The 24,167-nt window shown below is 61.1% G+C and carries 22 protein-coding genes; 13 read left to right on the top strand and 9 right to left on the bottom strand.

Translation table 11 applies throughout. The features are described 5' to 3' along the window. Window positions 1–652, bottom strand: a 652-nt coding sequence (locus PLJ71_18455; GenBank protein HQM50676.1) for a rhamnogalacturonan acetylesterase, incomplete at its 3' end; no start/stop codon positions are given. Window positions 653–846: 194 nt separating this feature from the next. Between PLJ71_18455 and PLJ71_18450 the strand changes: the two genes are divergently transcribed. Beyond that, entirely contained in the window at window positions 847–2,910 is a 2,064-nt protein-coding gene (locus tag PLJ71_18450; protein HQM50675.1) for a hypothetical protein, read from the top strand. A gap of 404 nt (window positions 2,911–3,314) precedes the next feature. Here PLJ71_18450 and PLJ71_18445 read toward each other — a convergent pair whose 3' ends face one another. After that, complete coding sequence (locus tag PLJ71_18445) at window positions 3,315–5,891, bottom strand: alpha-L-fucosidase (GenBank protein HQM50674.1); 2,577 nt, start codon at window positions 5,889–5,891, stop codon at window positions 3,315–3,317. 544 nt (window positions 5,892–6,435) lie between these two features. Here PLJ71_18445 and PLJ71_18440 point away from each other — a divergent pair. The 3 genes from PLJ71_18440 to PLJ71_18430 all read left to right on the top strand — a co-directional run bounded on the left by PLJ71_18440 (window position 6,436) and on the right by PLJ71_18430 (window position 8,155). Beyond that, the gene (locus PLJ71_18440; protein ID HQM50673.1) at window positions 6,436–6,885 is read left to right on the top strand and encodes a hypothetical protein; all 450 of its coding nucleotides are present in this window, start codon (window positions 6,436–6,438) and stop codon (window positions 6,883–6,885) included. A 28-nt stretch (window positions 6,886–6,913) separates the two neighbouring features. Then, the gene (locus PLJ71_18435; GenBank protein ID HQM50672.1) at window positions 6,914–7,141 is read left to right on the top strand and encodes a hypothetical protein; all 228 of its coding nucleotides are present in this window, start codon (window positions 6,914–6,916) and stop codon (window positions 7,139–7,141) included. A 150-nt stretch (window positions 7,142–7,291) separates the two neighbouring features. Further along, window positions 7,292–8,155, top strand: a complete 864-nt coding sequence (locus PLJ71_18430; protein ID HQM50671.1) for a hypothetical protein — start codon at window positions 7,292–7,294, stop codon at window positions 8,153–8,155. Window positions 8,156–8,172: 17 nt separating this feature from the next. Here PLJ71_18430 and PLJ71_18425 read toward each other — a convergent pair whose 3' ends face one another. From PLJ71_18425 to PLJ71_18400, 6 genes are all read right to left on the bottom strand, one after another. Continuing rightward, the gene (locus PLJ71_18425) at window positions 8,173–9,129 is read right to left on the bottom strand and encodes a sugar phosphate isomerase/epimerase family protein (protein HQM50670.1); all 957 of its coding nucleotides are present in this window, start codon (window positions 9,127–9,129) and stop codon (window positions 8,173–8,175) included. Continuing rightward, window positions 9,117–10,091, bottom strand: coding sequence for a hypothetical protein (locus tag PLJ71_18420; protein HQM50669.1), 975 nt, complete (start codon window positions 10,089–10,091; stop codon window positions 9,117–9,119). The genes PLJ71_18425 and PLJ71_18420 overlap by 13 nt, the downstream gene beginning before the upstream one ends. A 200-nt stretch (window positions 10,092–10,291) precedes the next feature. Further along, a complete protein-coding gene (locus tag PLJ71_18415; GenBank protein HQM50668.1) occupies window positions 10,292–11,134 on the bottom strand; it encodes a sugar phosphate isomerase/epimerase family protein in 843 nt (280 codons plus the stop codon). A 155-nt stretch (window positions 11,135–11,289) separates the two neighbouring features. Further along, window positions 11,290–12,549 (bottom strand): metallophosphoesterase family protein, encoded by a 1,260-nt coding sequence (locus tag PLJ71_18410; protein ID HQM50667.1) that lies wholly within the window; start codon window positions 12,547–12,549, stop codon window positions 11,290–11,292. 284 nt (window positions 12,550–12,833) lie between these two features. Further along, on the bottom strand, window positions 12,834–13,466 hold the full coding sequence (locus PLJ71_18405; GenBank protein HQM50666.1) for a MotA/TolQ/ExbB proton channel family protein: 633 nt from the start codon (window positions 13,464–13,466) through the stop codon (window positions 12,834–12,836). A gap of 337 nt (window positions 13,467–13,803) precedes the next feature. Then, window positions 13,804–14,790: a TonB C-terminal domain-containing protein gene (locus PLJ71_18400; protein HQM50665.1), complete on the bottom strand. Its 987-nt coding sequence runs from the start codon at window positions 14,788–14,790 to the stop codon at window positions 13,804–13,806. Window positions 14,791–15,124: 334 nt separating this feature from the next. On the opposite strand from PLJ71_18400, the gene PLJ71_18395 reads away from it, so the two are divergent. The 9 genes from PLJ71_18395 to PLJ71_18355 all read left to right on the top strand — a co-directional run bounded on the left by PLJ71_18395 (window position 15,125) and on the right by PLJ71_18355 (window position 22,460). Next, window positions 15,125–15,718 (top strand): sigma-70 family RNA polymerase sigma factor, encoded by a 594-nt coding sequence (locus tag PLJ71_18395; GenBank protein ID HQM50664.1) that lies wholly within the window; start codon window positions 15,125–15,127, stop codon window positions 15,716–15,718. A 48-nt stretch (window positions 15,719–15,766) separates the two neighbouring features. Next, entirely contained in the window at window positions 15,767–16,225 is a 459-nt protein-coding gene (locus tag PLJ71_18390; GenBank protein ID HQM50663.1) for a zf-HC2 domain-containing protein, read from the top strand. A 114-nt stretch (window positions 16,226–16,339) separates the two neighbouring features. Then, complete coding sequence (locus tag PLJ71_18385) at window positions 16,340–17,560, top strand: type II secretion system F family protein (GenBank protein HQM50662.1); 1,221 nt, start codon at window positions 16,340–16,342, stop codon at window positions 17,558–17,560. Continuing rightward, a complete protein-coding gene (locus PLJ71_18380) occupies window positions 17,557–18,891 on the top strand; it encodes a type II secretion system F family protein (GenBank protein ID HQM50661.1) in 1,335 nt (444 codons plus the stop codon). Before PLJ71_18385 ends, PLJ71_18380 begins: the two co-directional genes overlap by 4 nt. Window positions 18,892–18,901: 10 nt before the next feature. Beyond that, entirely contained in the window at window positions 18,902–20,206 is a 1,305-nt protein-coding gene (locus PLJ71_18375; protein ID HQM50660.1) for a GspE/PulE family protein, read from the top strand. After that, window positions 20,203–20,634 (top strand): hypothetical protein, encoded by a 432-nt coding sequence (locus tag PLJ71_18370; GenBank protein HQM50659.1) that lies wholly within the window; start codon window positions 20,203–20,205, stop codon window positions 20,632–20,634. The genes PLJ71_18375 and PLJ71_18370 overlap by 4 nt, the downstream gene beginning before the upstream one ends. Before the next feature lies 1 nt (window position 20,635). Beyond that, a complete protein-coding gene (locus tag PLJ71_18365) occupies window positions 20,636–21,229 on the top strand; it encodes a hypothetical protein (GenBank protein HQM50658.1) in 594 nt (197 codons plus the stop codon). Further along, complete coding sequence (locus tag PLJ71_18360) at window positions 21,226–21,657, top strand: hypothetical protein (protein HQM50657.1); 432 nt, start codon at window positions 21,226–21,228, stop codon at window positions 21,655–21,657. The genes PLJ71_18365 and PLJ71_18360 overlap by 4 nt, the downstream gene beginning before the upstream one ends. Continuing rightward, on the top strand, window positions 21,651–22,460 hold the full coding sequence (locus PLJ71_18355; protein HQM50656.1) for a DUF1559 domain-containing protein: 810 nt from the start codon (window positions 21,651–21,653) through the stop codon (window positions 22,458–22,460). Before PLJ71_18360 ends, PLJ71_18355 begins: the two co-directional genes overlap by 7 nt. Before the next feature lie 98 nt (window positions 22,461–22,558). Here the strand turns inward: PLJ71_18355 and PLJ71_18350 are convergent, their stop codons facing one another. Then, a complete protein-coding gene (locus PLJ71_18350; GenBank protein HQM50655.1) occupies window positions 22,559–24,163 on the bottom strand; it encodes a hypothetical protein in 1,605 nt (534 codons plus the stop codon). Window positions 24,164–24,167: the final 4 nt, after the last annotated feature.

The raw sequence follows: 24,167 nt of genomic DNA, 5'->3' as shown, positions 1-24,167 counted from the left end.
TAGGGAAGGCCCCTTTCTTCAGGTTCATGAACAATGCGCTGGTCTTTTCGCGGCCCAGACTTTCAAAGAGCCCTCTGGTCATCGCGTGAAGGTCAATCAGCGTGACATCCATCTCCCTCGCTACGTCGCGAGCCGTCTCCGGATATCCTCCAAGGGTTTCTTCCATCACCGTCTCGCTAGTCCAGGCGTTCCTGTTGATGGAGGTCAGCACGATGGGTATCGCCCCCTTCCCCCGCGTCTCCCGAATGTAAGTAATCAAATAGTCTCGATAGGTCGTGTCAGGATTGGTGTATCGCGCCGGATCGTGCACTTTCGAATCGTTGTGGCCGAACTGAATCAAAACGTAATCCCCGCGGCTCAACTCGTCCACGACCCGTGCCCACGCGCCTTCCTCCATGAAGCTTTTCGCGCTGCGTCCGCTTCGCGCCCTGTTTTCGACTTGTAGGACCTCGGGGTCGAAAAATTCCTGAAGCACCTGTGCCCACCCCGTCAGCGGGTAGCGTTCGGGGGGATATGAGGCGGCCGTGGAATCGCCAATTACATACACCCTCGGGGTGGCGTAGCAATCGGTATGCACGCTGCACAGCCCACCCAACAGGAAAACGGCCACGAGTGCGGGGCGAAATCCGCCTGGCGTCATGATGCGGTTCATCGGTGAATCCTTATAGGTTTGGAGCTCGCACGGGCCGCGTCGGTTCGTGCGCGGCAGCCGGAAACCCATTCTAGCCGAGTTGACCGATTGTGGGCTATGATGCCGGCAGGCTTGGGACGGTCCGCCCCCGGCAACATGGCGTCCGAACCGAGCACCCCTGCCCAGGGAATGCGGACTATTGCAGAGGAAACAACATGAAACGGTGCATGACCATCTTGACGGCGGGTCTATTGTGGGCTGTCTGCGTGGCCTGCGATGCCTCAGAACCTCTGTCCGAAACGGTGTTGCTTGAGGATGATTATTCTTCCTACCCCTCCGGACTCATGTTCGATGTCGTGGGCGCCGAGATGGAGTATCAATACCTGCCGATTGCCGCCCCAACCGGCTACTGGACCGTATCGACCTTCAAGTCAGACCCGGCGTCACAACGCGGGTGGCGCGTCGTGCAACAGAGCGGCGAGAGCCGGATTGCGCAGATGTATTCCAACAAGGCCGAGGATTACCACATGATGCTGTCAGCCGGCGATCGTGCATGGACGGACTACACTGTGGACGTGCGTTTCACGCCGGAACAACTCGTGAGATGGAATGGCATCGCGGTGCGGTACCGCAACGACCGGTGCTTCTATTTCGCAGGCATCGAGAAAGACGCCTTCGTGATACGTACCGTCCACCACGGTACGGCCTTTCGCAAACTGAACGTGGAACAGCTCGCGCAAACACCTTGGGCCGCAGCCCCCGGCCAGGAGATCCATCTGACTGTCACGGTTGCGGCTAACCGCATCACCGCAGCCGTCGAGAACGGACCCGCGCTGGAAGCGCAAGACAAGACCTTCTCCACCGGCGGCGTTGCGTTACTTGCTGATGGCCCGACCACCTACGGCCCTATTCGCGTAACGACCGATGCGGACACCGGACGCTCCATACGGGACGCCATCGAGAAGCGGACCCAGGAAGAGGCGCGATTGCAGGCCGCTAATCCGAAGATGTCGCTGTGGAAGAGCTTTGGCATCAAGGAGTACGGCGTGGGGCGGAATGTCCGCTTCGGCGACCTCGACGGCGACGGCGCAATTGATATGCTCTTCGGGCAGATGGTGCATCACGGGCCGAAAGATCGCGCCAGTGAACTCAGCTGTTTGACTGCCGTCACCCTCGATGGAAAAGTGCTGTGGCAGGTTGGCGAACCGGATGTCTGGAAGTTCCGGCTCACCAACGACGTGGCCTTTCAAATTCACGACCCGGATGGCGACGGGCGAAACGAGGTGGTCTACTGCATGAACCAGGAGCTGGTGGTAGCGGACGGCAGAACCGGTGAGATCAAACGCAGAATTCCCACGCCCGCTATCCCAGAGAATACGCCCGAAGACTATAGGAAAACGCAACGCCTTCTGGGCGACAGCCTGTTCTTCTGCGATCTGCGCGGGACCGGCCGAGCCGCGGACCTCATCGTCAAGGACCGCTATACCAACTACTGGGCGTACAACGATCGGCTCGAGTTGTTATGGCAGGGACAGTGTAAAACGGGCCACTACCCTTACGCAGCCGATATCGACGCGGACGACAGAGACGAAATGGCTCTTGGGTATTCTCTCATCGATCATGACGGTAAAGTTCTGTGGCGCCTTGACGGCCAGATCGGCGACCACGGTGACGGCGTAGCCATCGTATCCCTGCGCGAAGGTGAAGCGCCCAAGGTCTACTGTGCGGCAAGCGACGAAGGACTATTGGTCGTCGACCTGAAAGGCAATATTCTCCGGCATGAGTACCTCGGCCACGTGCAGAATCCCGCCATCGCCGATTTTCGCCCTGACTTGCCGGGGCTGGAACTTGTCACGGTCAATTTCTGGGGCAATCAGGGCATTTTTCACTTCTTCGATGCAGACGGCAACGTCTACCACGACATGGAACCGGGACCGTACGGCAGCCTGTCGTTGCCCGTCAACTGGCGCGGCGACGGCGCGGAGTTCTTTGTGCTTTCCGCCAATCCGGATCGGGGCGGATTGTACGACGGTTGGGGCCGTTGCGCCGTCCGGTTCCCCGCGGACGGCCATCCGGACATGTGCTACAACGTCCTCGACCTGACTGGCGATTGCCGCGACGAGATCGTCGTGTGGGACCCTTACGAGGTGTGGCTCTACACCCAGGACGACAATCCCAAGAGCGGACGGCTGTACAGGCCGGTGCGGAATCCCTTGTATACCGAGTCGAACTACCGCGCGGCAGTCTCGCTTCCCGGATGGAATGATGCGCCGCGTTGAGTTCCCATCGACATCTCCCTGTTCGGGGATACCCTCAACCATCGGCAACGCCAATAGGGCTGTAACCGGGACGATGCCCGCCGTCTATCGTTGCAGAATATCGCGATCACCCAGAACCGGCTCCGCTGTCAGAATCCATCAAACCGCCTTAGTGCGGCGGCAGCCAGGACAGACGGCACGTCTAAGCCGAATCAATGGGCCAAGACCAGGAACAGACGCGAAACGCGACTCGACCCTTCAGAGCCGCGTGCACGCTGGCTGCTCTTTCCCGCCATACGCGCTCTGTGCGGGAGAAGGTGCAGGAAATGAGAAGGGTCTGGACAATGTCACCAGACGGCCTGATTGCCGAACGTCCTTGTCCCTCAGCAAGGACAAACTCTGTAAGACCACGCCTTTTCGCGGAACTACCGCTCGGCAAAGTGAAACTGGATATCGCGGATTGTGGGCCCATCAGAAGCCTTGATGATTTCGAGGCGCAGGTCTTGCACCGTGACGGCGTTGAACCTGCCGGCCCAGTTTCGGCCAACGGTTTTGCCCGTGTAGAAGGTGTGCCACACGTCTCCGTTCCTGGCCTTGAGTTCAAAAGCCCGGATCCGGTTACCAAAAGCCTCATCAATCATGATTACATCAAAGGTGATGGGCTCCGGCAGGTGGATTTCCAGCCACGCCTGCCTGATACCGTCATCGGTGGCCCAACGGCTCATGCCATCGTGATCCACGGCCTTGCCGGAGGCGTATTTGGCCTCGCCCCTGCGAACGTTGGAGCTCGCCGCCGTGGCGCCTGCGGGCATGCCAACACATGCGGGCTTCGCGGGGATGGTGTCCGCGAGCCCGTCGAGAGTAAGCTCAACCGTTGAAACCGGCCGCCGCCGGTTTGACGGCGGCTGGGCGATCGTTATTCCTTCAGGCGACTGGGTCACCCGGACCTTTCCTCCGCCGAGGAGCCGGCTGGAGACGATCCTGCGCTCGATGGGGGGCAGGCTAAGTGAATTCTCCCAACCTTCGAAGATGTGAACGTACACCTTGTTCTCTCTTCGCGTGCTTACGCCCCAGTAGCTGGGCTCATAGGGCCCGCCCCGCGTGCCATAGATGGCGTCACCGTACTCGCGCAGCCAGGCGCCGACCTTCTTGAGCCGCTTGACCTGGCGCGGCTCCATCTCGCCGGAAGGCATCGGGCCCACGTTCAGCAGCATGTTGCCGCCGCCTCCCGCGCAACGCACAAGCAACCGGATGCATTCCTCCGGGGACTTCAAGTCGTCGTCCGGTTTCCACGACCATTGCTGCCCAAGAGTGATGCACGATTCCCACGGCTCGTCGAGCTGCAATCGACCGACCACTTGCTCGGGCGTTTTGAAGTCCGTCGCGCCCGGGATTCGGTCGTTAATCAGAATATCGTGCTGGAGGTTGCGGATCATGGGAAGGAGCTCGGCTGAGTTCCAGGTGTCTGGCGCGTCCTGGCTGCCGCCATCGAACCAGAGGACATCGATGCGCCCGTAGTTGCTGCACAGCTCCCGGATCTGCCCATGCAGGTACTCGACATATCTCCGATGGCTGTCGCCCAGATAGTCAGGGTGGCGCCAGTCCGGCAGGGAATAGTAAATCCCGAAACCGAGACCGCCTTCGTGGCATGCCTTGGCCAATTCGGCCACAATATCTCGCTTGAACGGCGAGGCCGCGATATCGTAGTCCGTCAGGGCGCTGTTAAACATGCAGAAGCCGTCGTGGTGTTTGGCCGTGAAGACCATATACCTCATGCCCGCGGCCTTCGCGATACTGACCCATTTCGCCGCGTCGAATGCGGCCGGATTGAAACGCTGGTAGAGGTTGTCGTATTCCGCCACGGGCACGTTGCCGGGGGGAAGAGCAGGCAAGCCCCGGCGCTCTCCCGCCCGGGACCAACTGATCTCACCGCCGGTGAGGCTGGCCGGGCCCCAATGCACAAAGAGGCCGAACTTGGCGTCCTGCCAACGCCGCACGCTTTCCGCGGGCGCCACGGGCGCGGCGGGGCGGCGGGACGTCTGCAGGTACCGCCCGAAGAACGCCAGGATCCGCGCGAAGGTCTCGTCCGTTCGCGCGATGCCCATACCATGCTTGCCCCCTGCCACCAGCATGAGCTCGCACGGAGCTCCCGCCGCATTCAGGGCGGACGCCATGGCCTTCGACTGCCCGGGGTCCACGCGCTTGTCGTCCGTTCCGTGAATGAGCAGTATCGGCGGAAGATCTTTCCGGACATAGGAGATGGGCGATGCACGGCGAGCCGCATCCGCATTCACGACGGCTGCGCTGCCCAGAAAACGGACTACTACGGGGTCCGGTTCCTCCGCCGGTGGCGGAGTCAGAGGCTCGCGCAGGTCCATGGGCGCGCAAACAGCCACGGCCGCCTGCACCGCGCTGGATTCGCCGGCCCAGCCGCCGCCTTCGAGTCCGTCTTCGGGACGCGTGACGGCCAACATTGTGGAGAGATGCCCGCCCGCCGAGCCGCCTATCACGCCTATGCGCTCGGGGTCAACGCAGTAGTCGGACGCGTGCAAACGCAGCCAGCGCAACGCCAGCTTGCAGTCCTCCACGGCAGCGGGGAAGCGCATTTCGTCGGAAAGCCGGTAGTTGATGGAGACGGCCACGTAGCCCGCTTCAACGAACCGCCGCATCATGTCGAGCGTGATGGGTCCGCCCTTATCGCCGGTGTACCAGCCGCCGCCGTGGATATGCACGATGGCGGGTTGGGGTTCCGCGGCATCGGGCCGATAAAGGATGTCTAGCCGCTGCGCGGGGGAGACCTCGCCATAATGCACGTCGCGCACCAGCTTCATGTCCTTGGGCAGCGACGGGTCGCCCTGGGCCATGGCTCCCGGCGCCAACCTCCCGAAGAGTAGCGAAGCCAGTAAGGCCATAAGGAAGAGGCTCACCCGAGGGCTGGACTTCAGGGCCAGCCAATGCCACCTCCCGTCGACCATCGTTTCGGCAACACAGACGTTTTTCATGAGGGTAGGCTCCTGCGGTGCTGAACGCCGTCTACTGCAAGGCGACTCTATCAAGCGCCAGGCCACGGTCTCAAGAGCGGACAGCCGCGTGACTCCGTTTGACACCTTCGACGCCAAAGGGGATGCCCGCCGCGGAACGCGGAATGACGAGGATAAATAGCGCGCCGGCAGAGGGGGAGATGACGGGCTTTTCCGGAGGGATTCGAGTTCGGCTCCGCCGCCAGCCTTCCCGGCCCGCACCGGCGACAAGCCGGAGGAAAAGCCTGCAACTTACGGAAATCGAACGATTTGGCGATTAGGGGCTTGTCGTTGCTCATAGCCCCAAGATTGCGCCTCCGTGAATATACGGCATGCGATTCTCGCCTGTGGACAGAATGGGGCGGGCGGCGTAGAATCGAACCGTCTCCTGCGGGATGTTCATGGCATGCATCGTGACGTGGGCAAGCACGGCTTCAGAGGGCCTGCTCCTGTGGGTCACGGTGCGAGCATGCGCTGCCCGCCGGGTGAGGGGTGTCGGACAACACATAAGAGGGAGGCACAGAAGATGAACACGCACAAGGGCTCCTTCTACCTGCTGGGGATCGTTGTCGTCTTGCTGTCGAGCGGTTGCCCGCAGTCCGTAATTGGCACGTGGGATGTGCAGTCGGCTGAGTCGGACACGGGCGAGACCACTGCCAGCGTATGGACATTCTATGCCGACAGCCACGTTTATATAGAATACGAGAGCGGGGTGAATTTCAGCTTGACTTTCAAACAGAACGGGGAAAAGATCAACGTTCAAGGGCACGAGTTCTTCAGTGACCTGGAGCTGATGAACCATGTCCCGCAAGCGCAGGCCGAGTTCACCTGCGACATGCAATCCAACCTCGTGATGGACGGGCCCGAGGACATGACTGGAGAGACCTCGAGGACGGTCCACAATGAAGACAACTCGATCAACGAGACCGTCTACATGACCGAGACCGCTCACCGGCGGGGGTTGTACCCATTCTAGATCTCAAAACCCCGGGGACACAGGCGGAATGGGCGACGGCCTGGCCGGGGCGGGCATGAATATCAATGCGCTCATCGCATCGTCCGAGCCTTTCAAACATGCCGTGGTTTGCTCGACGGGCAACCCATCGCCGTCCAGGATCAAGTTCGCGGGACTAGCCCGTTCGCCACGCAAAACGCCGCAGGCCGCTATTCCTGTATTTTGCGGCGGGAAAATCAAAGTCGATTTGTTGCCCAGCCTGGGCTTGCGAAAATAGTTGAAGTTCGCCAGCGAATTCTGCTCAAATGCCGATCAGCGAGATTCAATCTCTTCAACCGGAAGTTACGGCCCCTATTCCCGTACATATCGTCAGCCTATGGATTTGACTGCAGTTTTCAAATCAGCCCACGCCCTGCACGGAGCCTCTGTGCACCTGCCCATCAGCCTCGGGCTGCTCGGGTTGCCATTGGTGTTCGCCGCCGTTCTTGCCCGCAAACGGTGGCAGGGAATGCGTCTGTTTGCCGCCGTCTACTTTTTCTTCACCTTTTTAGCCGCAGTGGCCGCCGCATTCACTGGCCAACGCGCGGCGTGGGAACTCGTGGCCTTGGCCAATGAAGAAATCGAAACCGTAGTGACCCAGCACCAGCTGCTGGGGTACTCCATGACGGCCCTGCCCCTCGTGACGTGCATTCTACTCGTCGTAAGCCACTTCCGCGCGCGCTCGGGCGGCAGGGTTGCCGCAGGACTTGCAGTGCTTGGCGCCTTCGTCCTGGCTGTTGTCTTGCTGTTTGCAGGGTCCAGCGGCGGACGATTGGTCTATGGGTTCGGTATCGGCACGCCCATTGCCGGGGCCGACGGCCTTTCCGGTGCGACACCGATCGTAGGCGCCTATGCCAGCGTGACGATGGCCGGCGTTCCTCCCGTCCTGACCAACGCCGTCGAACCCGTCGACGCGAACTACACCCCGAAAATCCTGCCCATCGAGCCCGCCGAGGCTGCGTCCGTCACGTTCAAGAAGGATATTGTGCCCCTTCTCGAACGCCACTGTTTCGCGTGCCATCATGGAGATGCTGCGGAGGCCGGCCTCGACCTTGCCACCCACGCGGGCATCCTTAAAGGAGGCGATTACGCCGGCCCTTCGGTCATTCCCGGCGCGCCGGACAACAGCCCCGTCGTTCTCCATATCCGCGGCATCTACCTCCCCAAAATGCCCAAAGATGCCAGCGAACTCACAGAAGCCGAGCTCCACACCATTCGCATGTGGATTGCCGCCGGAGCCAAGGGCGAGTAGCAGCCCCGAACGCGGGGCTAGGGCAGGTTCGCACCGGAGGCACGATCTTTGCGCTCTTCCGTGAACCGGCGCCAGGCAGCCATGGACCTCGTCAGATGGTCCCGGGCGTCGCCAGTAATGCCGTAGCATTGGAGGCCGATGGGGCCCCGGTAACCGAGGTCCCCGAGTATATCCAGGAGGGCGCCCACGTCGAACGAGCCGCTGTCCAATGGCTGGATCCAATTGCCTGTTCCGGCGTGGACCTCCGTGGCACGGTCCGCGCCGTGGATGCTCACCGCGAACAGATGGGGCATGGCGGACGCCAGCAGCGGTTTCAAGTTCTCCTCGTTGTCCACCTTCAGCCAATGGCATAAATTGAACATGACGCCGACGTTTGGGCGCTCCGCCTTCTGGACTACGCGCAGCGCGTCCTCGACGCGCTCGAGCCACTCCCCGGAGTGGGGATAGAGCACGACGCGCAGGCCCGCCCCGGCAGCCAGGTCAGCGATGTCCCGAACGAGTTCCACCGCCCGCGCATCGCCAGCGGGATCGGATGGGGGGCCTCCGCTAATCAGCAGAGCCAGCATTACGTCACGGCCCTTCAGCAGCGTCAGGGCTTCCTTGAGGCGGGGGTCGTAGGGAGCGGCGGCATCTGGAGCGATGTTGACGCGCAGGTAGACCTGAAACAACTTGAGACCGTGGGCGTCGAGCGTCTCGATGCGTTGGGCGAGCTCGTCAAGCCAGAGGTGCCCTGCGCCGTCATACCCGAGTTCCTTGAGCAGCGCGGCCTGTTCCTCGAGGGTGCGCCTCTGGCTGTCGTGGGTGTCCATGCAGAACGCAAAAAACCCGGGACGGGCCTGGCCGGAAACGGCAGGCCCCGTGTCCGCCGAGAGCCGCAGCATGACGAGGCATGCCGTCAGGACGGCCCACACCCCCCGTCTCACCACCGGCGTCCGGAACCCATGCCCGCGAGGCAGAGAAGTCAGCTTCTCCACGGACGTTTCCTGTCGATGCTGGTCAAGATCTCTTTTACGGTCGCGGCATCCTCGGCAATCTCGAAGTCGAACATGCCGGCGAGGACATGGTCGGCGCCGTTCTTGAACGCATACTGGAACGCGCTCGGCGGCTCAATGGCCCCCGCCGCCATGACCTTGAAGGCGATCCACGGTTTTTCGACGGTCTCCATGAACTCGACAGTCTCTTGAGGATCCCGGCACCAGTATCCCGGTATCTCATTGACCGGCGCCGTGAGTTCGTGGGGCATTGGCGCCGTCGGGTACTTGTGGTGGTGAAGCGTCTTGATGTAGAAATCCGCGCCCACGTTGTTCTTCTCACATTCCTTGATCACGTTCAAGTCGTGGGCGCCGACACCCGCAAGAACGCCCCGCTCCTTCACGAGACCGACCAGCCGGGCAATCGTGTCCGTTCTGCCTTCGGCGACCAGCTTGTCCGCGTGTACCCCCCAGACGTAGATGGCTTCATAACGGTCCGCCACGAGCGCCTCAACCTGCTTGACATATTCGCTCAGGTCGTTCCCCACGGGGGCCGTCACGCAAATGATGTACTGCATCTTGCCGCCCAGCTCGAAGCGATATTTCCTCAGCGTGTCGAGTATGTGGGGGACGGTGTGTATGACGAGCGTATTGACCCCATGCTGCTCAGCAATCGCCATGGTCTCGATGATCTTCTCGTCGGTATTGTAGTGGGCGGCGAGATTGTATACGTATTTCAGGTCGCGGCTGTGGGTAAAATGGGTCAGCAGGTTGCCCCCCAGCAGGAGCCGGCTGACCTGCAGGTTTCCGATGCGCCCTTGGGGAAACGTGGTGTCGGGAGCAGTCTGTTGGGCCGCCTGCGGCGCAGGGGCCTCTCCTCCGCTGGCCTGCATGGACAGCGCCATGGCGGCCGGGGCCGCAAACGCACTCTTCACAAACGTTCGGCGGTCGGTTTTCTGTGACACGGCATATTCTCCTCTCTGGGCTATGCGCCCGGCCATTGCGCACAAGTAGTCCGCATCAATCATAGAAGCGTACCGGGGCACGTTCAAGACCGATTACGCAACCATCAAGTTTCCTGTCCAGAAGGCGCTAACGGCCGGGTAGCAGCTATCGGACTCGAACATCGCTTGGTTTTGGGGACCCGTCATCGATTCCCCGGCGCTCAGACCAGCGTCCGCAGGAATTCGACGCTCTTGCGGATGTTGTCGTCGGCCCCGTAGCACTCGAGCGACACGACGCCGTCCCAGTTTGTGTCTTTCAGGAAGGCGATGCAGTTCGCGATGTTGCCGGCGTTCACGCCGCCGCCGATGGGCACCTCGCTGCAAGCGATCCCGGTTTCCTCGCCGCGCACCGCGGCGGCCAGTCCCTCGCTCACGTCTTTGATGTGGCAATGCGACACGTATGCGCGCAATGTCTTCAAGTATTCAAGCGGGTCATGGCCCGCGATGAAGGAATTACCCGTGTCGAAGTTGCACCGCAGCCATTCGGAATCGAAGTGCGCGAACAGCTTGAGCATGAACTCGCCATCATTCGTATAGGGACCGTGCGGCTCGACGTTGATGACAATCCCGTAATCTTCGGCCCACGACAGCACTTGCCGATAGTTGTCGCACGTGATGCGGAAGACTTCGTCGCGGGTCAGGCCCTCGATCTTGGATGCGCCATCGGTTGTGTCCACCATCGGGCAATCCAGTTCCGCCGCGAATCGGATGCATTGGCGGACGTATTGGACGCCGTAGGCTGACCCGTCCGGCCCCATGAGCGGGTACGCGCCATCGATCTGCGAGATCTTCAGTCCACGCTCGTCGCAGTAACGCTTGAGCGCGCGCGGATTGGATTCCAGGGAAATGCCCGGTTCGTACCCCATCGCCTGGATGAAGTACTGGCCGTGAATCGCGCCAAACTCCAGATGCTTGAGCCCGTACTTGACCGCTGTCTCCGCCGCCTTGGCGAATCCCCCGCTTAACGCGCGCCAGTTGTCCGTGTGCATGCCAAGCTCGATCATAGCTGCCTCCCATGATGGTTTGTCTGCTTCGCGACAAACTTCCTGTCCCGGGAATTCTGGAGACATGATACCGGATTCAGATTTCACGCGCACCACAGGCGGGAGATGTTTTGGGCCCCCAGAGCCGGAATGGAATATGGCGCCCCCGAACTTCTCTATTTCACGATGACCAACTCGTCCTGCAAATTGCCGTCCATGTCGTAGGCGCGATAGGTCAGCCTGTTTTCGTTTTCAGTCTGAATATCGATGACCTGGTACGTTGACAGATGGTCAATGTACTTGGCCGCGTAGTCATGCTGTTCCACATCATAGAGCTTCGTCCCCGAAACCGACACCACGTACACCGTGCCCTCGGCGGGGGAGGCAGCTTCCTTGCCGGCGCGCATGGGTTTCGTGCGGAGATAGCCATGGTCGTGGCCTTGCAGCGCGATATCGACGTGATATTGGTCGAACAGGCCTCCCCATTGCTCGCGGATGTCGGGATTGTCACGCTTGGGCGCGGAAGAGTAGGCGGGATGGTGATACACGGCAAATTTCCACACCGCTTGTGTAGTCTGCAGCTGCTCCTCAATCCAAGCCACTTGCGTCTCCGGCGGCGAATTCGAATCGAGCACCAGGAGCATCGCGTTGCCATAATCCAACCGATAGGCCCTCTCCGCCGCGACTGTCTTAGGGCCGTTTTCGGGCAGTGCCAACAATTCGAGATAGAGGCGCGGGCCTACTTCCTTGGGACAATCGTGATTGCCCAGCGCGGGCACGTAAGGACGGCGATCGAACACGCCGCCCGCCGCATGGAACAGGTTGTCCCATTCGTCACGGTTGTTGCCCCGGTTCACATTGTCCCCGGCTACTACGCAAAAGGCCGCGTTGGGACAACGTTCATAGGCGGCGTGGAGCAGGCGTCCCCACGTGTCCAAACCGGCCTGAGGGTCGCCCATGTAGATGAACGAGAACGGTTCAACGGTCTGCGGCGCCGTCGTGAATTCGAACCACTCGCTCCATCCTTTCCTGCCTCCGACGCGATAGGCGTAGGTGGTGCCTGGATCCAGATGGTCCAGCACAGCAGTGAACCGATGATTCACGGGATCGTTCGAGGTGCCCGGATCTTCTACGACGGACATCCCTGCCTTCTTTCTCTCGTATTTGTCTGTCTGCGAACTTTCTTCGTAGAACTGTACGACGCCCTTCTTGACTTTCGGCGACGTCCGCCATTGAATCGTTTGCGTCGTGCCAGGGTCATCGCTCCAGGTAAGGCAAACCTGGTCCGGCTGAACACTCGACGGATGGGCGGTTGTTCGGGAGGCCGCTTCGGCGTGGACTATCGCCGTCTGGCCGACGAATGCGGCCGAAAACAGGTACACCCCAACGCACAACGCCGTCACCAAGCGAAATCCGCCAATTCGATGCGTATCCATGTGAACCCTCCCATGCAAAAAGAGCTGTTTGTTGCAGTTACTGACGAAGAGGCGTGCAACGCCGTTTCGTGCCGTTACTGCCCACGCCGCACCGTCATCAAGAACACACTGAACGCCTTCATCATTCCACCCGCGCCCGGATTTGCAGCCTCGGCGGCCGTTTCGCCGCGGAGATCGACAAACCCCGCCCTCGATGACGAGCCGCGAAGCTCGCACCGGTCAAAACCACGTGGAGTGGGCGCCGTTACCTGCTGCGGTGCCGCGGTTCCTGGCGGCACGGGGGGCTATTGCCGGGCCCGCATCCGGAGCCGAACATAGTGCAGCTTTGAGATGAAGACCGTGGCGCGTTCGTGCATCTCGTCGGCCATATCATCGACGCGGCTGCTCAGCCAGCTATGGAGCGCGACAGCGGGGATGGCGACGATCAGCCCCGCTACCGTGGTGATGAGGGCTTTTGAAATTCCATCAGAGAGTACGCGGGGATTGCCCACGCCTTCGACCGAGATCGCGCTGAACACGGTGACCATGCCCAGGACGGTTCCCAGAAGGCCCAGCAACGGGCTGACGTTGCCGATGATCTCGAGCATGGTGAGGCCGCGTTCCATCGCGCCCATCTGAGTGCGTCCCGTGGCCTGCAGCGTTTCGATGATCTGGGCATCCGGCAGATGCCGCGCACCGATAATCTCTTCAACGATCCGAGCAAAAGGCCCCCGTGCCCGCCGACATATCTCCAATGCGGTTTCGGGCGCCGTGCTTTCCGAGAAATGTTCGACGAGGTCGACGACGCTCGGGTCCAGAATGCGCTTGCGGCGGAGCATCACCATGCGCTCAATGACGATAGCGAGACCCGCCAGCGAGCACAGGCCGATGGGGACCATGGTCCACCCGCCTTGTTTGAGCATAGTGAGGATTTCCACAGGCAAGCTTCCTTTCTAAAATGAGGATGGTGCACTATGGCGCGGGGTTTTTGCAACAAACCAAATCGCCGGATAACACGACGATTAGGGAAACTCACACCGAGACACAACGGGCACGGGAGAAATGGCGCCCGCGCGGAAGCGAAACCTACTCAACATCCCCGTTTATGATGCGGAAAATGCCGTCCCTCATCAAAGCCTCGCCGAAGTTGACTTGTTTCGGAGGATTCAATCTTTGTGTTCCCTGTGTCTCCGTGTGAGTTCCTTCTTGATTTTATGGAGACAACAAGATCCCCCCAGCGAGGGCTTTCTTATCCGGGAGGTATTGATGTGAACATTACAGATAACTGAAGGTCCACCGGATCTCGAGATTCTGGGTACGGTAGATGGCGGGAACATCAAACGGAAACCGCGGGAAGGGCGCGGCCTTCTCGATAGATTGTTTGCATAACATCGCGAAGGTCGGCGAATCGCCGGACTCGACGATCTTGACGTACACCAGTTTGCCCTGGGAGTTGATGGCGCATTCCAGAACCGCCTTCGTGCGCGCTACGCCAGAGAAACGCATTTCGAGTGCCGCGCGCCAATTGCGCTCTACCCGGTCGCGAACCTCCTTCAGATACGGCCCCAATTCGTGTTCCATGGCCTCGAAACCGACAAAACCTTTGCCTTCCGCCGCGCCGTCGGGGCGCGATTTGGAGATCCCAACGTGCGGCTGGGGCGGCGCTGCGGGGACGATTTCGGGCTGCGGCTGAGCCTGGGCCATCTGTTCAGGCGCCTGTTCGGGAGGAGCCTTGTCGAACGACGGCATTGTCTCGTCGACGCGCGCCAGGGTCGTCAACGCCTCGAGTTGCTCCTGGTCTCCGGATGTTTCGCCGGACTTGGCTGGCTCCTGGGTTTCGGGCTGCGGCTCGTCGAGGACGGCTTCGGATGGCGGCTGCGGGGGGGCAGCTGGCGCGGCCGTCATGGGACCGGCAAGGTCATCGATGTCCGAGATGTGCTCGAGTTGGGGCCCAGGGCGCTCGCCCTCGGAATCATGCAGGCCGCTGGCCTTCGACGGCTTGTCCGAGATCAGGTCGGTCGTTGGGTCGACCTCGGAATCCGTGGGAATGGCGGTGTCAACGAAATTGCGTATGCGTTCGGGCTCGGGCTCAAGATTGAGCACCAGCGGCGCATCACTGAGGGCGACGGGGCCGATAGCATCCACGGAGTCCAACGCACCGGTCAGGCTGAACAACACAATCAGAACGGCGTGGATGAACGCTGCCGCGACGGTCGCGCGTGTCATGCGCCGTGCGTAGTTGTCGGGTTCGCGTAAGCTCATGTTGGTTGGATTGTATCAAACCAGGCGACTCTGCGTGAATGAGAACATCAAGGTCCGACTTCGGGCACGGCCGGGTTAAGAACACACCCATCCGCAGACACGCCGAGCTCGCGGCCAAACCTGTCTGACCCAGCCGGGCTGACTGGTTTGACTCGTCCGGCAAGGCCGGCGAGTCCAGCCTAGCGGAGAAAACCAGTGCCGCCGCAAGCCCTTGGATTTCAGTGGTTTAGCGCGGATGACGGCATGCTCGCGCGAACCACGGGGCAAATTCCCGTTTTCTCCTTGATCAATTCGTGGCAGGAAGGGCATTGTATAGACGTAAGGTCCGCGGAACGTGAACGAGAACAGGCTGAACCAGCATAACGACCATGATGTCGCCCTGATGTTGCGTGTGCGGCAGGATGATGAGTGTGCCTTCGAGGCACTCTACCGCCGGTATGTCCGGAAACTGCTGGATTTCTTCTATGCAATGGGGCGGGATGCGTGCCAGGCGGAGGATTTGGCTCATGAGACGTTCCTGCGGGTCTGGCGGCAACGGGCCAAATACGCGGCCACCGGTTCGGTGCAGGCCTATTTGTTCGCCTTCGCCCGGTTCATTTGGATGGAACGTTGCCGCAAATTCCGCCGGATTCGCGGATGGGGCTTGATCCCGCTTCGGGAGACGCTGGAAGAAGCCCAAGTGGCTGTGGCTTCCGGAGAGAGCCATCCGGACGTGCGTGCGGGGCGCGCGGAACTCGAGGCGGCTATTTTCGCCGCGCTCGAACAGTTGCCGGATGAGCAGCGCATGGCCTTCGTGCTGCACGAGATCCAGGGGCTCTCGAACGAGGAGATCGCCGCAGTCATGCAGTGCCCCGTGAATACGGTTCGGTCCCGGCGGATCCTCGCGGTGCGGAAACTTCGCGAGAAACTCGAACGCATACATATTTGACGTATGGGTAGGGATTTATGATGTTTTTCATAACGGAGTCAGCGAACGATGGACTGTCAAGAGGTCAGGAAAAAGCTTCCCGAATACATTGATGGTGAGCTTGAATTCGAGCAAGCGCGGCGTATCCGCAGTCATCTAACGCGCTGTTACTTCTGCAACGAAGAGCTTGCCGCCCTCACGGAATGCCTGTCTGCATGCCGGCAGGTCCTTCACCATCCGTATGCCCGTGAGCGTTTCGAGCAATTGTCGGAAGCCGTTCACGCGCCCGAATCCACAGACTCCCCAGGGCGCTTCTGGCGCGCACGCCCCCATCGCCTGATTTCAGGACCTCTGGCGGCGGCGTTCGTGGTCGTCCTGTTCAGCCTTGTGACCTCAGCGTTCGTGAATACCGCTCGAAGCCTTTCCGAACCGTTAAGTACCCGGGCGGTCTTGAACGAGAAGCCCGAACTCAGCGGGCCCGTGACAACGGTCGCGTGGAACGCGTATCTCTTCCGTTCAGCGCGATAACACCGCTATTCGGGAAGGATGCCGTCCCCGTTGCGTGATCATTTGTTCTCCTGGGGGTCATCCATATGCAGGTGAAGCCCCGTGCCCGTGGGCCGGGATAGGGAGTAAGGAACGATGCCACTGTACAAGTACCGCGCGGTGGACGAAGCTGGGCGCGCGACCACGGGGACCATGGAGGAAGCGTCGGCGCGGCAAGTAACGGCCGTATTGCGCGAGCGCGGCTTGCAGGTCAGTTCCGTCGAGCCGGCACAGAAACAATGGGGCATCCCGCGCCTTGGCCGGCGGCTGACGTGGGAAGAGGTCAACCTCTTCAATGACCAGTTGCTGGCCATCGCGCGCAGCAACCTCCCCTTGGTCGAGAGTCTGCGGGCATTGGCCGAAGACATCGACAGTCCCCGGCTGCGGCCGGTCTTCAAATCTCTGCGCAACGAACTCGAGGGCGGCGCATCGCTCGAGGATGCCCTGGTTGGACTCGAAAAACAGTTGCCGCCCACGTACGTCAGCGCCATCCGCGCGGGGGAACGCACGGGCAACCTGCCGGGGGTACTGGCCATGCTCAGCGAAGAGTCGGCGCGCATGGTGTCGCTGAAAAACAGTCTGCGCGCGGCCTTGGCTTACCCCATCCTTGTTGTGATTGCGTCGCTGCTGGTTCTAGGATTCCTCCTGCGTTACGTGGTGCCCGAGTTCGCGGCCATCTTTGAGGATTTCGGCGCGAGGCTTCCCTGGCTTACCCAGGCAATGCTGTCGGCGAGCGGGTTGGTTCAACGCAATTGGATACTCCTGCTTGCCGGTTTGGGGCTCTTCGCAGTGCTTCTTTTTGCCTGGTGGCAGGGATACGGCCGCACCCGGGCACGCTCGGTCTTCATGGACCGGATTCGCTTGCTGTGCGGGCCGTTCGGCCGGTTGTACTACGCCGTCAGCATGAGCCGCTTCTTGCGCAATCTGGCCATGCTCGAGGCCAGCGAGGTGCCGTTGATGGAAGGGCTGGACCTCTCCGCGGCGGCTTCGGGCAACGCGGTGCTTATGCGCGCGGCCCGTCATGCCGCCGAGGCGGTCTCCCAGGGGCAAACTTTGTCGAAGGCTTTCGAGGACGCCGGCTTCTTTGATCACACCCTGTGCTGGCTGCTGAAAACGGCCGAGGAACGCGGCGACGTGATCGAGACGCTGCGCCACATGTCCAACATGTACGCGAGAAATTCCGAGCGGCTGGGCAACGCTATCACCGCCGCGATCACACCGGTGATTCTACTGTTTCTCGGCTGCACGGTAGGCTGCATCGTCCTGGCTATGTACTTGCCCATTTTCTCTCTGGCAGATGTGATGTCAGGCATATGAACTGGAAACAAATACTCAAGATAGACCTGGGCGCCTTGTTGCGGGGCGGGAAACCTCCGCACAAAGGCCGGCGCAAACGGGATTGGCGCGGACCCCTCTACGTACCCACGCTCCTGTATGCATTCTTTACGGTTCTTACCCCGATTGTCGCGATAGTCGCATTGAAAGCTCTCTGGGAAGAGCCGGGGATGTGGTATCTCGTGATGCCGTGCGTATCGCTCATTTTGCCGCCGGTTTTCCTCGTGCTGTGGTGGACGGAGCGGTTCCTTTATTATCGCCGAAGCCACACGACTTACGTCCTGGCGGTTCTGGAGGGCATGGTGCGGTGCAACGTGCCGTTGCCGGAAGGTCTGCGTCATGCGTCGCTGGATGCGCCGAACAGCCGGATTGCTTCCGTGTTGCTGGCGTTATCCGACAAGATGAACATGGGGGCTATGTTGTCAGAAGCCATGGGACCGCTCACGCGGTTCTTTCCTCCGGGGATGACTGAGCTGGTCCGTTTGGCTGAACTCTCGGGCGATCTCCCGGAAACTCTTGCGTCGCTCGTTGCCGAGGAGGAAATGACGGAGGCGTACAGCGAGCGCTGGCGCGGATGGGCCATCTATTACGGCATGTACGCGCTGACCGCTCTTCCGGTGGCGCTGTTTGTAGTAATCAGGGTGTTCCCCCAGTTCAGGGAGGTCTTCGCTGATTTCGGCGTCGGCTGGCCGCCCATACCTTTGTGGCTGCCGTTCCGTCCACAATCCGTGGCATGGGTTGTCTTGAGTGTCCTCGGGTGTGCGGCGGGAATCTACTTTCTGATTACCGTATACAGCGCGGCCGTGTCGCATCCCCGGAACGTGGCGAGCGGCCGGGCAGGAAGCCTGCTTGCGTTCCTCCCGTATCTGCGCAGGATGTTCTTCAAGCACAATCTGAGCGTTGCGGCCACGCTGACGGGCAAGGCCCTGCAGGGGGGCGCGAACCTTGACGAGGCCCTCGGCGAAGCGGCGACCGCACCCATCCACCGGCGATTTCAGCGCTTGTTCCGCGTACTCAGTGAGCGCGTCGTGCAGGGGCAAACGTTGAGCGAAGCGTTTGATGCGGGCGGCGGACAGTTCCCAACGTCCTTCACGAACATGGTGCGGCTGGGAGAACGGTCGGGGATGCTCGCCGAGGCTTTCGAACATATTGGCATGGTGTACCGAAGCGACGTGCGGCGTATGACCATTGTGCTGGTCGACGTCATCGCGCCCTTGGGCATATTTCTATTCGGCGCAATAGTGCTGTCGGTGTCATTCTGCCTTTTCGGTTCCATGGCGATGATGGCGGATGCATTGTCACAAGCGGTGTAGATTCAGATTCATGAAGCAAGAAGACGTACAGGTTGCGGGTAAAGTTGGCGACGGCGCACCGCCTCTCGAGCAGGGGATGATCGCCGCTCTTGCCTCCGGCGACACGGGAGTGAGCGAGGCAATCGACCTGCTGCTCCGCGAAGCCGCCTCCCAGGGAGCGAGCGACGTCCACCTCGAGCCGTGGGAAGACCGCCTCGCGATACGCTTCCGCCTGGACGGCCTGCTCCATAACGTCGCGACCCTGCCCAAGGAGCATCTGCCCCGGCTTGTCGCGCGGGTAAAGGTGCTGGCGCGGATTCCCGTGTATCAGCGGGACATGCCGCGCGACGGACGGATCGACCCCCGCGGCGATACGGGAAGGGGAGCGATGCGCGTCTCGACGTTCCCGACCGTCTACGGCGAGAAGATCGTGATCCGGCTGCTCGAGACGCATGCGGCCCTGCTTGACCTGCCGTCTTTGGGGTTCGCGCCGGATGTGCTGGACTTGCTGGAGCGCATCGTGGAACGCCCCCAGGGACTGTTGCTCCTTACGGGGCCGAGTTCGAGCGGGAAAACCACAACCATTTACGCCGTGTTACGCGCGCTGGCCGATTCCAGGACGCCGCCCCCCCACATGGCCACTATCGAGGACCCCGTCGAATACCGCCTCGGCAACATCTCCCAGACCGAAGTCAATGCGCGCGCCGGACTCACCTACGGGACGGCCTTGCGGGCGGTGCTGCGCCAGGACCCGGAAATCATCATGATTGGCGAAATCCGCGACCCCGAGACCGCGCAGACGGCGGTACAGGCGGGACTGACCGGGCACCTGGTGATCAGCACCATCCATAGCGGGACGGCAGCCGGGGTGTTTACGCGGCTGCTGGACATGGGCGTCGAGCCGTATCTGCTCGCGTCGTCCGTCACGGGCGTTCTGGCACAGCGCCTCGTGCGGGTGATCTGCGCCGAGTGCAAGACGCCACAAACGCCCTCTCCTGAAGACCTCCTGAGGTTCGGGCTGTCGAGAGGCGCCCAATTGCATATGGGAACCGGCTGTGCGGCGTGCAGGAATACGGGCTATGCGGGCCGCACGGCTATCGGCGAGGCCCTTTCAATGAACGAAGACCTCGCGGAAGCGCTGTTGCGGCATCCGCGAACGCGCGCGTTGCATGAGATCGCGCTGCGCATGGGCATGAAGCCGCTGTTGAGCCAGGGTGTGGCAAAGGCGAGGGCAGGCGTCACGACATTGAATGAATTGAGGCGGGTGTTGCCGGTCGAATTCTCAAGCAACGTGACGCGCCAGTCCGGCGCGGACGAGGAATCGGTGGAACCATGAAAACAGCCGCCGCAATACGCAAGGAGCGCCGGCAAGGCGCGGTATTGGTGGAAATCGTTACCGCCCTGTTCATCGTTACGTTCGGCATTTTCAGCGTGCTGACGATGTACCACGTGGGCATGGCCAATACCCGCGCTATCCGGGACCATGATTTGGTGATGAACGCTTTACAGAACGAACTCGAGGGACTCCGGGCCATGCCTTTCGGGAATCTGCCGCAAGACTGGAACGGCGATTTTCGGACAACCAATCCGAATCTGCCTGATTTTGTCAATCTGCGGCCTCATCTGCGGCTCAAGACCGCCGTAGAAGGCCGCGCGGACGTGCTCGAGGCCACGGTCAGCATACGCTGGTCGGGTGAGCACGGCCGGAGCATCGAAAAATCTCTAACCACTCTCATCGCCGAAAAACCCTCTGGGGAAATGTGATATGCCGAAAAGGAGACATCATAGCCAAGGCTATCAAGCGCGCCGCGAAGGGCAGCTGGGCATGACCCTCGTGCACATGCTGGCCTACGTTACGGTGCTGGCCGTTGTGATCAACCTGGGAGCGACGTTGTTTGTCGCCGTGTTGCGGATGCACGACGCAGGAACCAGCGCCCTCGACGAATCGCTGGCCACACGCGACATCGAGACCGAGCTCCGCGACACGGTATCCGAAGCGGTTGCCGTGCGTACCGCAATCGGTGGGTACCAATCGTCCGCGGATACAGCGCTCCTCGAGTTGCCGCCGGATGCAGAAACCGGAGCCGCACGATACGCGGCGCTCCAGCGGCTGGCCCAGAACGGCGGGCTGGTATTGCGAAAGCTCGAGCTTCAACAAGCGCCTGGAGGACTGACTGTTGCATACATGAAGACTTACGGTCCGGTCTTCAACATGCTTGAATTCGAGTACCCGGGGGACCTGGCGGCGGCGCGCGCACTCAGCATTCGATTCTCCCTGAAAGCCGACGAGAACCCCCAGCGCGAGGCGCATGTGCACAACATCACGACGGCCTTGGGCGGCATAGGAGGTGCGCTGTGAGACACGGGCCAGCGGCAAGACAACGAGAGCAAGGTTTTGCCTTGGTGATTGTGTTGGCGTATTTGCTTCTCCTCAGCCTGTTCGCGACGGCTTTTCTCCGGACTGTGCGTATGAACATGGCGGATGCCTTCAACGGCGAGGCCCGGATCGAAGCGGCAAACCTGGCACAGGCCGGCGTCGAGAAAGCCCTCGCCGAGCTTCGCCGGGACCCCGCATACCGCGGAGAGAGCGATACATCACTGGGAGACGGGCGTTTTACGGTCCGGGTGGAGCCATTGGCGGAAGCAGGCCGTTACCGCGTCACTGCGCAAGGCCATGGAGAAGCGCCGCAACGGCGGTTCGCGCACGCGGAACTCACCGTTGACCTGGCGCTGAATCCGGACGGGACCATCGCGGGCCTGCATCGGCGGGAGGTGCGCGCATGGTGAAGCAGCGCGGCTTTACACTGATCGAGTTGCTCACGGTCATCGCCATAATAGGCATCTTGGCGGCCATTCTGCTTCCGGCATTGGCACGCGCCCGGGAAGCCGCCCGCCGCGCCTCCTGCTTGAACAACTTGTCGCAACTCGGCATCGCATTGCAGCTCTATGCCCGGGAAAACGGCGGACAATTCCCCTGGAGCGGGGGCAAAGGCAATGCGCAGTGCATGCTCGATTTGTACGGAGACTACGTGACCTCGTGGTACTCGTTTGTGTGCCCGTCCGATTCGTCAGGGCCCGAGTTCGAAGAGGGTCAACGCGCCCCATACCAACCCACGACGGAACTAAACGGCGAGATGAGTTGCCGGGTGAGCTACGACTACTTTGGCGTGTATACCGACGAGCCGTTGCAACTCCCGCGGCCGCAACAGGGCATGCCCAGGATACCCCTCATGTGGGACCTGGTGTTCAGCGGGGATCCGGGACAGGAGGCGTACCGCTACCTCGGCGGCATCAAGGCGAATCCGGGTATGCGGCCGGCGCTGGGAAGCGGGGTGAACATGAACAGCCATATTCCCGGGGGCGGCAACGTCCTCTGGATGGACGGGTCGGTATCGTTCGTGATTACCCCCTCCTGGCCCGAGAGCGGCCTCCCGTACCGGCCTGAAGGGATCCGCTACACGCGCCCCGTAGTGGCCAATTTCCCGCCGGTACCCATTCCGCCGAAAAAGAACCCTCTCCCACTGCCCGCGAAAGAGGATGCGCAAAAACGCGGATTGAGCGCGCTACGGTCGAAAAGAAGGCCTTCCTGATTCGCCTCGCCCGCGCAGCCATGGTCTTGTTCCGTAATAATGCCCTTCCATTTCCAGAATCATGGGCCGCCGGGAAGTTGCCGGATGCGCTGGCGTGTCTACTCCCGAAAACGGATGGCGAACAGGTCGGCGTCTTTCATCACGAAACGCAGCCGGACTGGCTTGCCCGCCCACGCGCTCACATCCGTGTTCCCCTTCCAGCTCACGACGCGGTCGATTTGATCGCCGATGATCTCGTCGCACTCGTCCTTTGTGAATCCAGGGATAGTCGTTCCGTCCAACTGCTGCAGTTCGACCCAGACACTTCCCGCGGCAGACGTGGCAAAATTGAGCTCCAGCTCTTTCCCGGCGAACGTGAGCGGTTTGGTGATGAACTCGCCGCCGCTGTAGCCTGCGTTGATTGACGCGAATCCGTCGATGCGCAGTTCGAGACGCTGAAGATACTGCGAGGGCTGGGCATAGTTGCGCTGGATGTAGAACGACATCGTGGCCGGACCGGTGGGAATGATGCCGTAACAAGTGTAATTCGTGCGCGAAGTCCAGTTCTCGAGGCCGAATCCGGGCCGCACGAAGCTCTCCATGAAGGTCCTGTCGTATACGTTCCCGCCCCGGGTGGACATGAATACCGTGTCGGAGCAATCGCCCACGTAGCCGGTGTTGGCGCCCATGCGCTCCGCCATTCCATCAGGGATTACTTTGCGCCCGGGCATGAAACGGGCGGGCGTGGCGACATAGATATGGGGCGCGCGGAAGTAGGGCTGCGTCTGGTTGGTGTACAGATGCTCCATCGGGGTGTTGCCGAAGGTCATCGGGGTAGCTTCTGCCCAGTTGAGGAAGTCTTTCGAGGTCGTGCGGCTCACCGAGCGAACACCATCTACGAATATGCGGAAATAGCAGACGTAGCACTGTTCTGACTTGGACCAGAATACGAGGTTCTGCGAATCGTAAGCCCCGCCGCTCAGGATAGGTTCCCCGCGCAGATGCTCCCAATGGATGCCGTCCTGCGAAATGAACGCGTGGAGACCCGTCTTACTGGTGCCGGCGACGGCCTTGAACCGCTGCGCGGGCGCGGCATCGGGGTTGGCGTCTAGAAACGGCGTGAGATTGTGGGAAAACGGGGAATCATCGGCAAGAATCACGTTGTTTTCGCGAGTGCCGTGCACTTCATACAGGCCCAGGCTGGGTTTTGCGAAGTGTACGCCGTCCACGCTCAGGGCGACGCAGGTGACCTCGTTTTCAGAACCGTCGGCGCCCGCTACGGGCAATCCGCGGTAAAACAACATGTATTTCTCGCCGTCATTGATGAGTGTGTTGTAGCCGCAGAAGGAGCCTTCCCAGGGCTTGTCGTAACGCAGCACAGCCTCACGCGTCACGGGAGCATGAAGCCGGAGTGCAGCGCCCTGAAGCGAGCCGATGAGATAACCGTCAACGAAAAGCTCGCGGTTCGAGCCGATCGCAACAGGTTCGGGTGTTTGCGCAAATGCGACGCTTGTGAGCAAGACCGCCGCCAGTACCAGGATCACGTAGCTTCTCGGCATCATTCCCCCCTTTCGCATGAGGCGGCGTTCCAGAACCGCCGCAATGTCGCACCTCGAAGAAAGCGTATTGTAGATGATCCACCCAAGAAGTTGAAGCTGGCGGGCAACACCGTGCCCGGGCAACACCGGACACGCCAGATAGCAGCGCAGACGCCTCGCCTGCATTCTT

This window comes from Candidatus Hydrogenedentota bacterium, from assembly GCA_035416745.1.
Classification (GTDB): domain Bacteria; phylum Hydrogenedentota; class Hydrogenedentia; order Hydrogenedentales; family SLHB01; genus UBA2224.
This window is presented reverse-complemented; position numbering and strand designations above follow the sequence as displayed.

What these genes read in the sequence shown, in the direction of transcription:
- PLJ71_18445 (HQM50674.1), bottom strand. Translation starts at nt 5,891, where the DNA reads ATGAAAAACGTCTGTGTTGCCGAAACGATGGTCGACGGGAGGTGGCAT.
- PLJ71_18415 (HQM50668.1), bottom strand. Translation starts at nt 11,134, where the DNA reads ATGATCGAGCTTGGCATGCACACGGACAACTGGCGCGCGTTAAGCGGG.
- PLJ71_18435 (HQM50672.1), top strand. Translation starts at nt 6,914, where the DNA reads ATGGGCGACGGCCTGGCCGGGGCGGGCATGAATATCAATGCGCTCATC.
- PLJ71_18400 (HQM50665.1), bottom strand. Translation starts at nt 14,790, where the DNA reads ATGAGCTTACGCGAACCCGACAACTACGCACGGCGCATGACACGCGCG.
- PLJ71_18410 (HQM50667.1), bottom strand. Translation starts at nt 12,549, where the DNA reads ATGGATACGCATCGAATTGGCGGATTTCGCTTGGTGACGGCGTTGTGC.
- PLJ71_18350 (HQM50655.1), bottom strand. Translation starts at nt 24,163, where the DNA reads ATGCAGGCGAGGCGTCTGCGCTGCTATCTGGCGTGTCCGGTGTTGCCC.
- PLJ71_18375 (HQM50660.1), top strand. Translation starts at nt 18,902, where the DNA reads ATGAAGCAAGAAGACGTACAGGTTGCGGGTAAAGTTGGCGACGGCGCA.
- PLJ71_18370 (HQM50659.1), top strand. Translation starts at nt 20,203, where the DNA reads ATGAAAACAGCCGCCGCAATACGCAAGGAGCGCCGGCAAGGCGCGGTA.
- PLJ71_18390 (HQM50663.1), top strand. Translation starts at nt 15,767, where the DNA reads ATGGACTGTCAAGAGGTCAGGAAAAAGCTTCCCGAATACATTGATGGT.
- PLJ71_18440 (HQM50673.1), top strand. Translation starts at nt 6,436, where the DNA reads ATGAACACGCACAAGGGCTCCTTCTACCTGCTGGGGATCGTTGTCGTC.
- PLJ71_18365 (HQM50658.1), top strand. Translation starts at nt 20,636, where the DNA reads ATGCCGAAAAGGAGACATCATAGCCAAGGCTATCAAGCGCGCCGCGAA.
- PLJ71_18355 (HQM50656.1), top strand. Translation starts at nt 21,651, where the DNA reads ATGGTGAAGCAGCGCGGCTTTACACTGATCGAGTTGCTCACGGTCATC.
- PLJ71_18385 (HQM50662.1), top strand. Translation starts at nt 16,340, where the DNA reads ATGCCACTGTACAAGTACCGCGCGGTGGACGAAGCTGGGCGCGCGACC.
- PLJ71_18450 (HQM50675.1), top strand. Translation starts at nt 847, where the DNA reads ATGAAACGGTGCATGACCATCTTGACGGCGGGTCTATTGTGGGCTGTC.
- PLJ71_18380 (HQM50661.1), top strand. Translation starts at nt 17,557, where the DNA reads ATGAACTGGAAACAAATACTCAAGATAGACCTGGGCGCCTTGTTGCGG.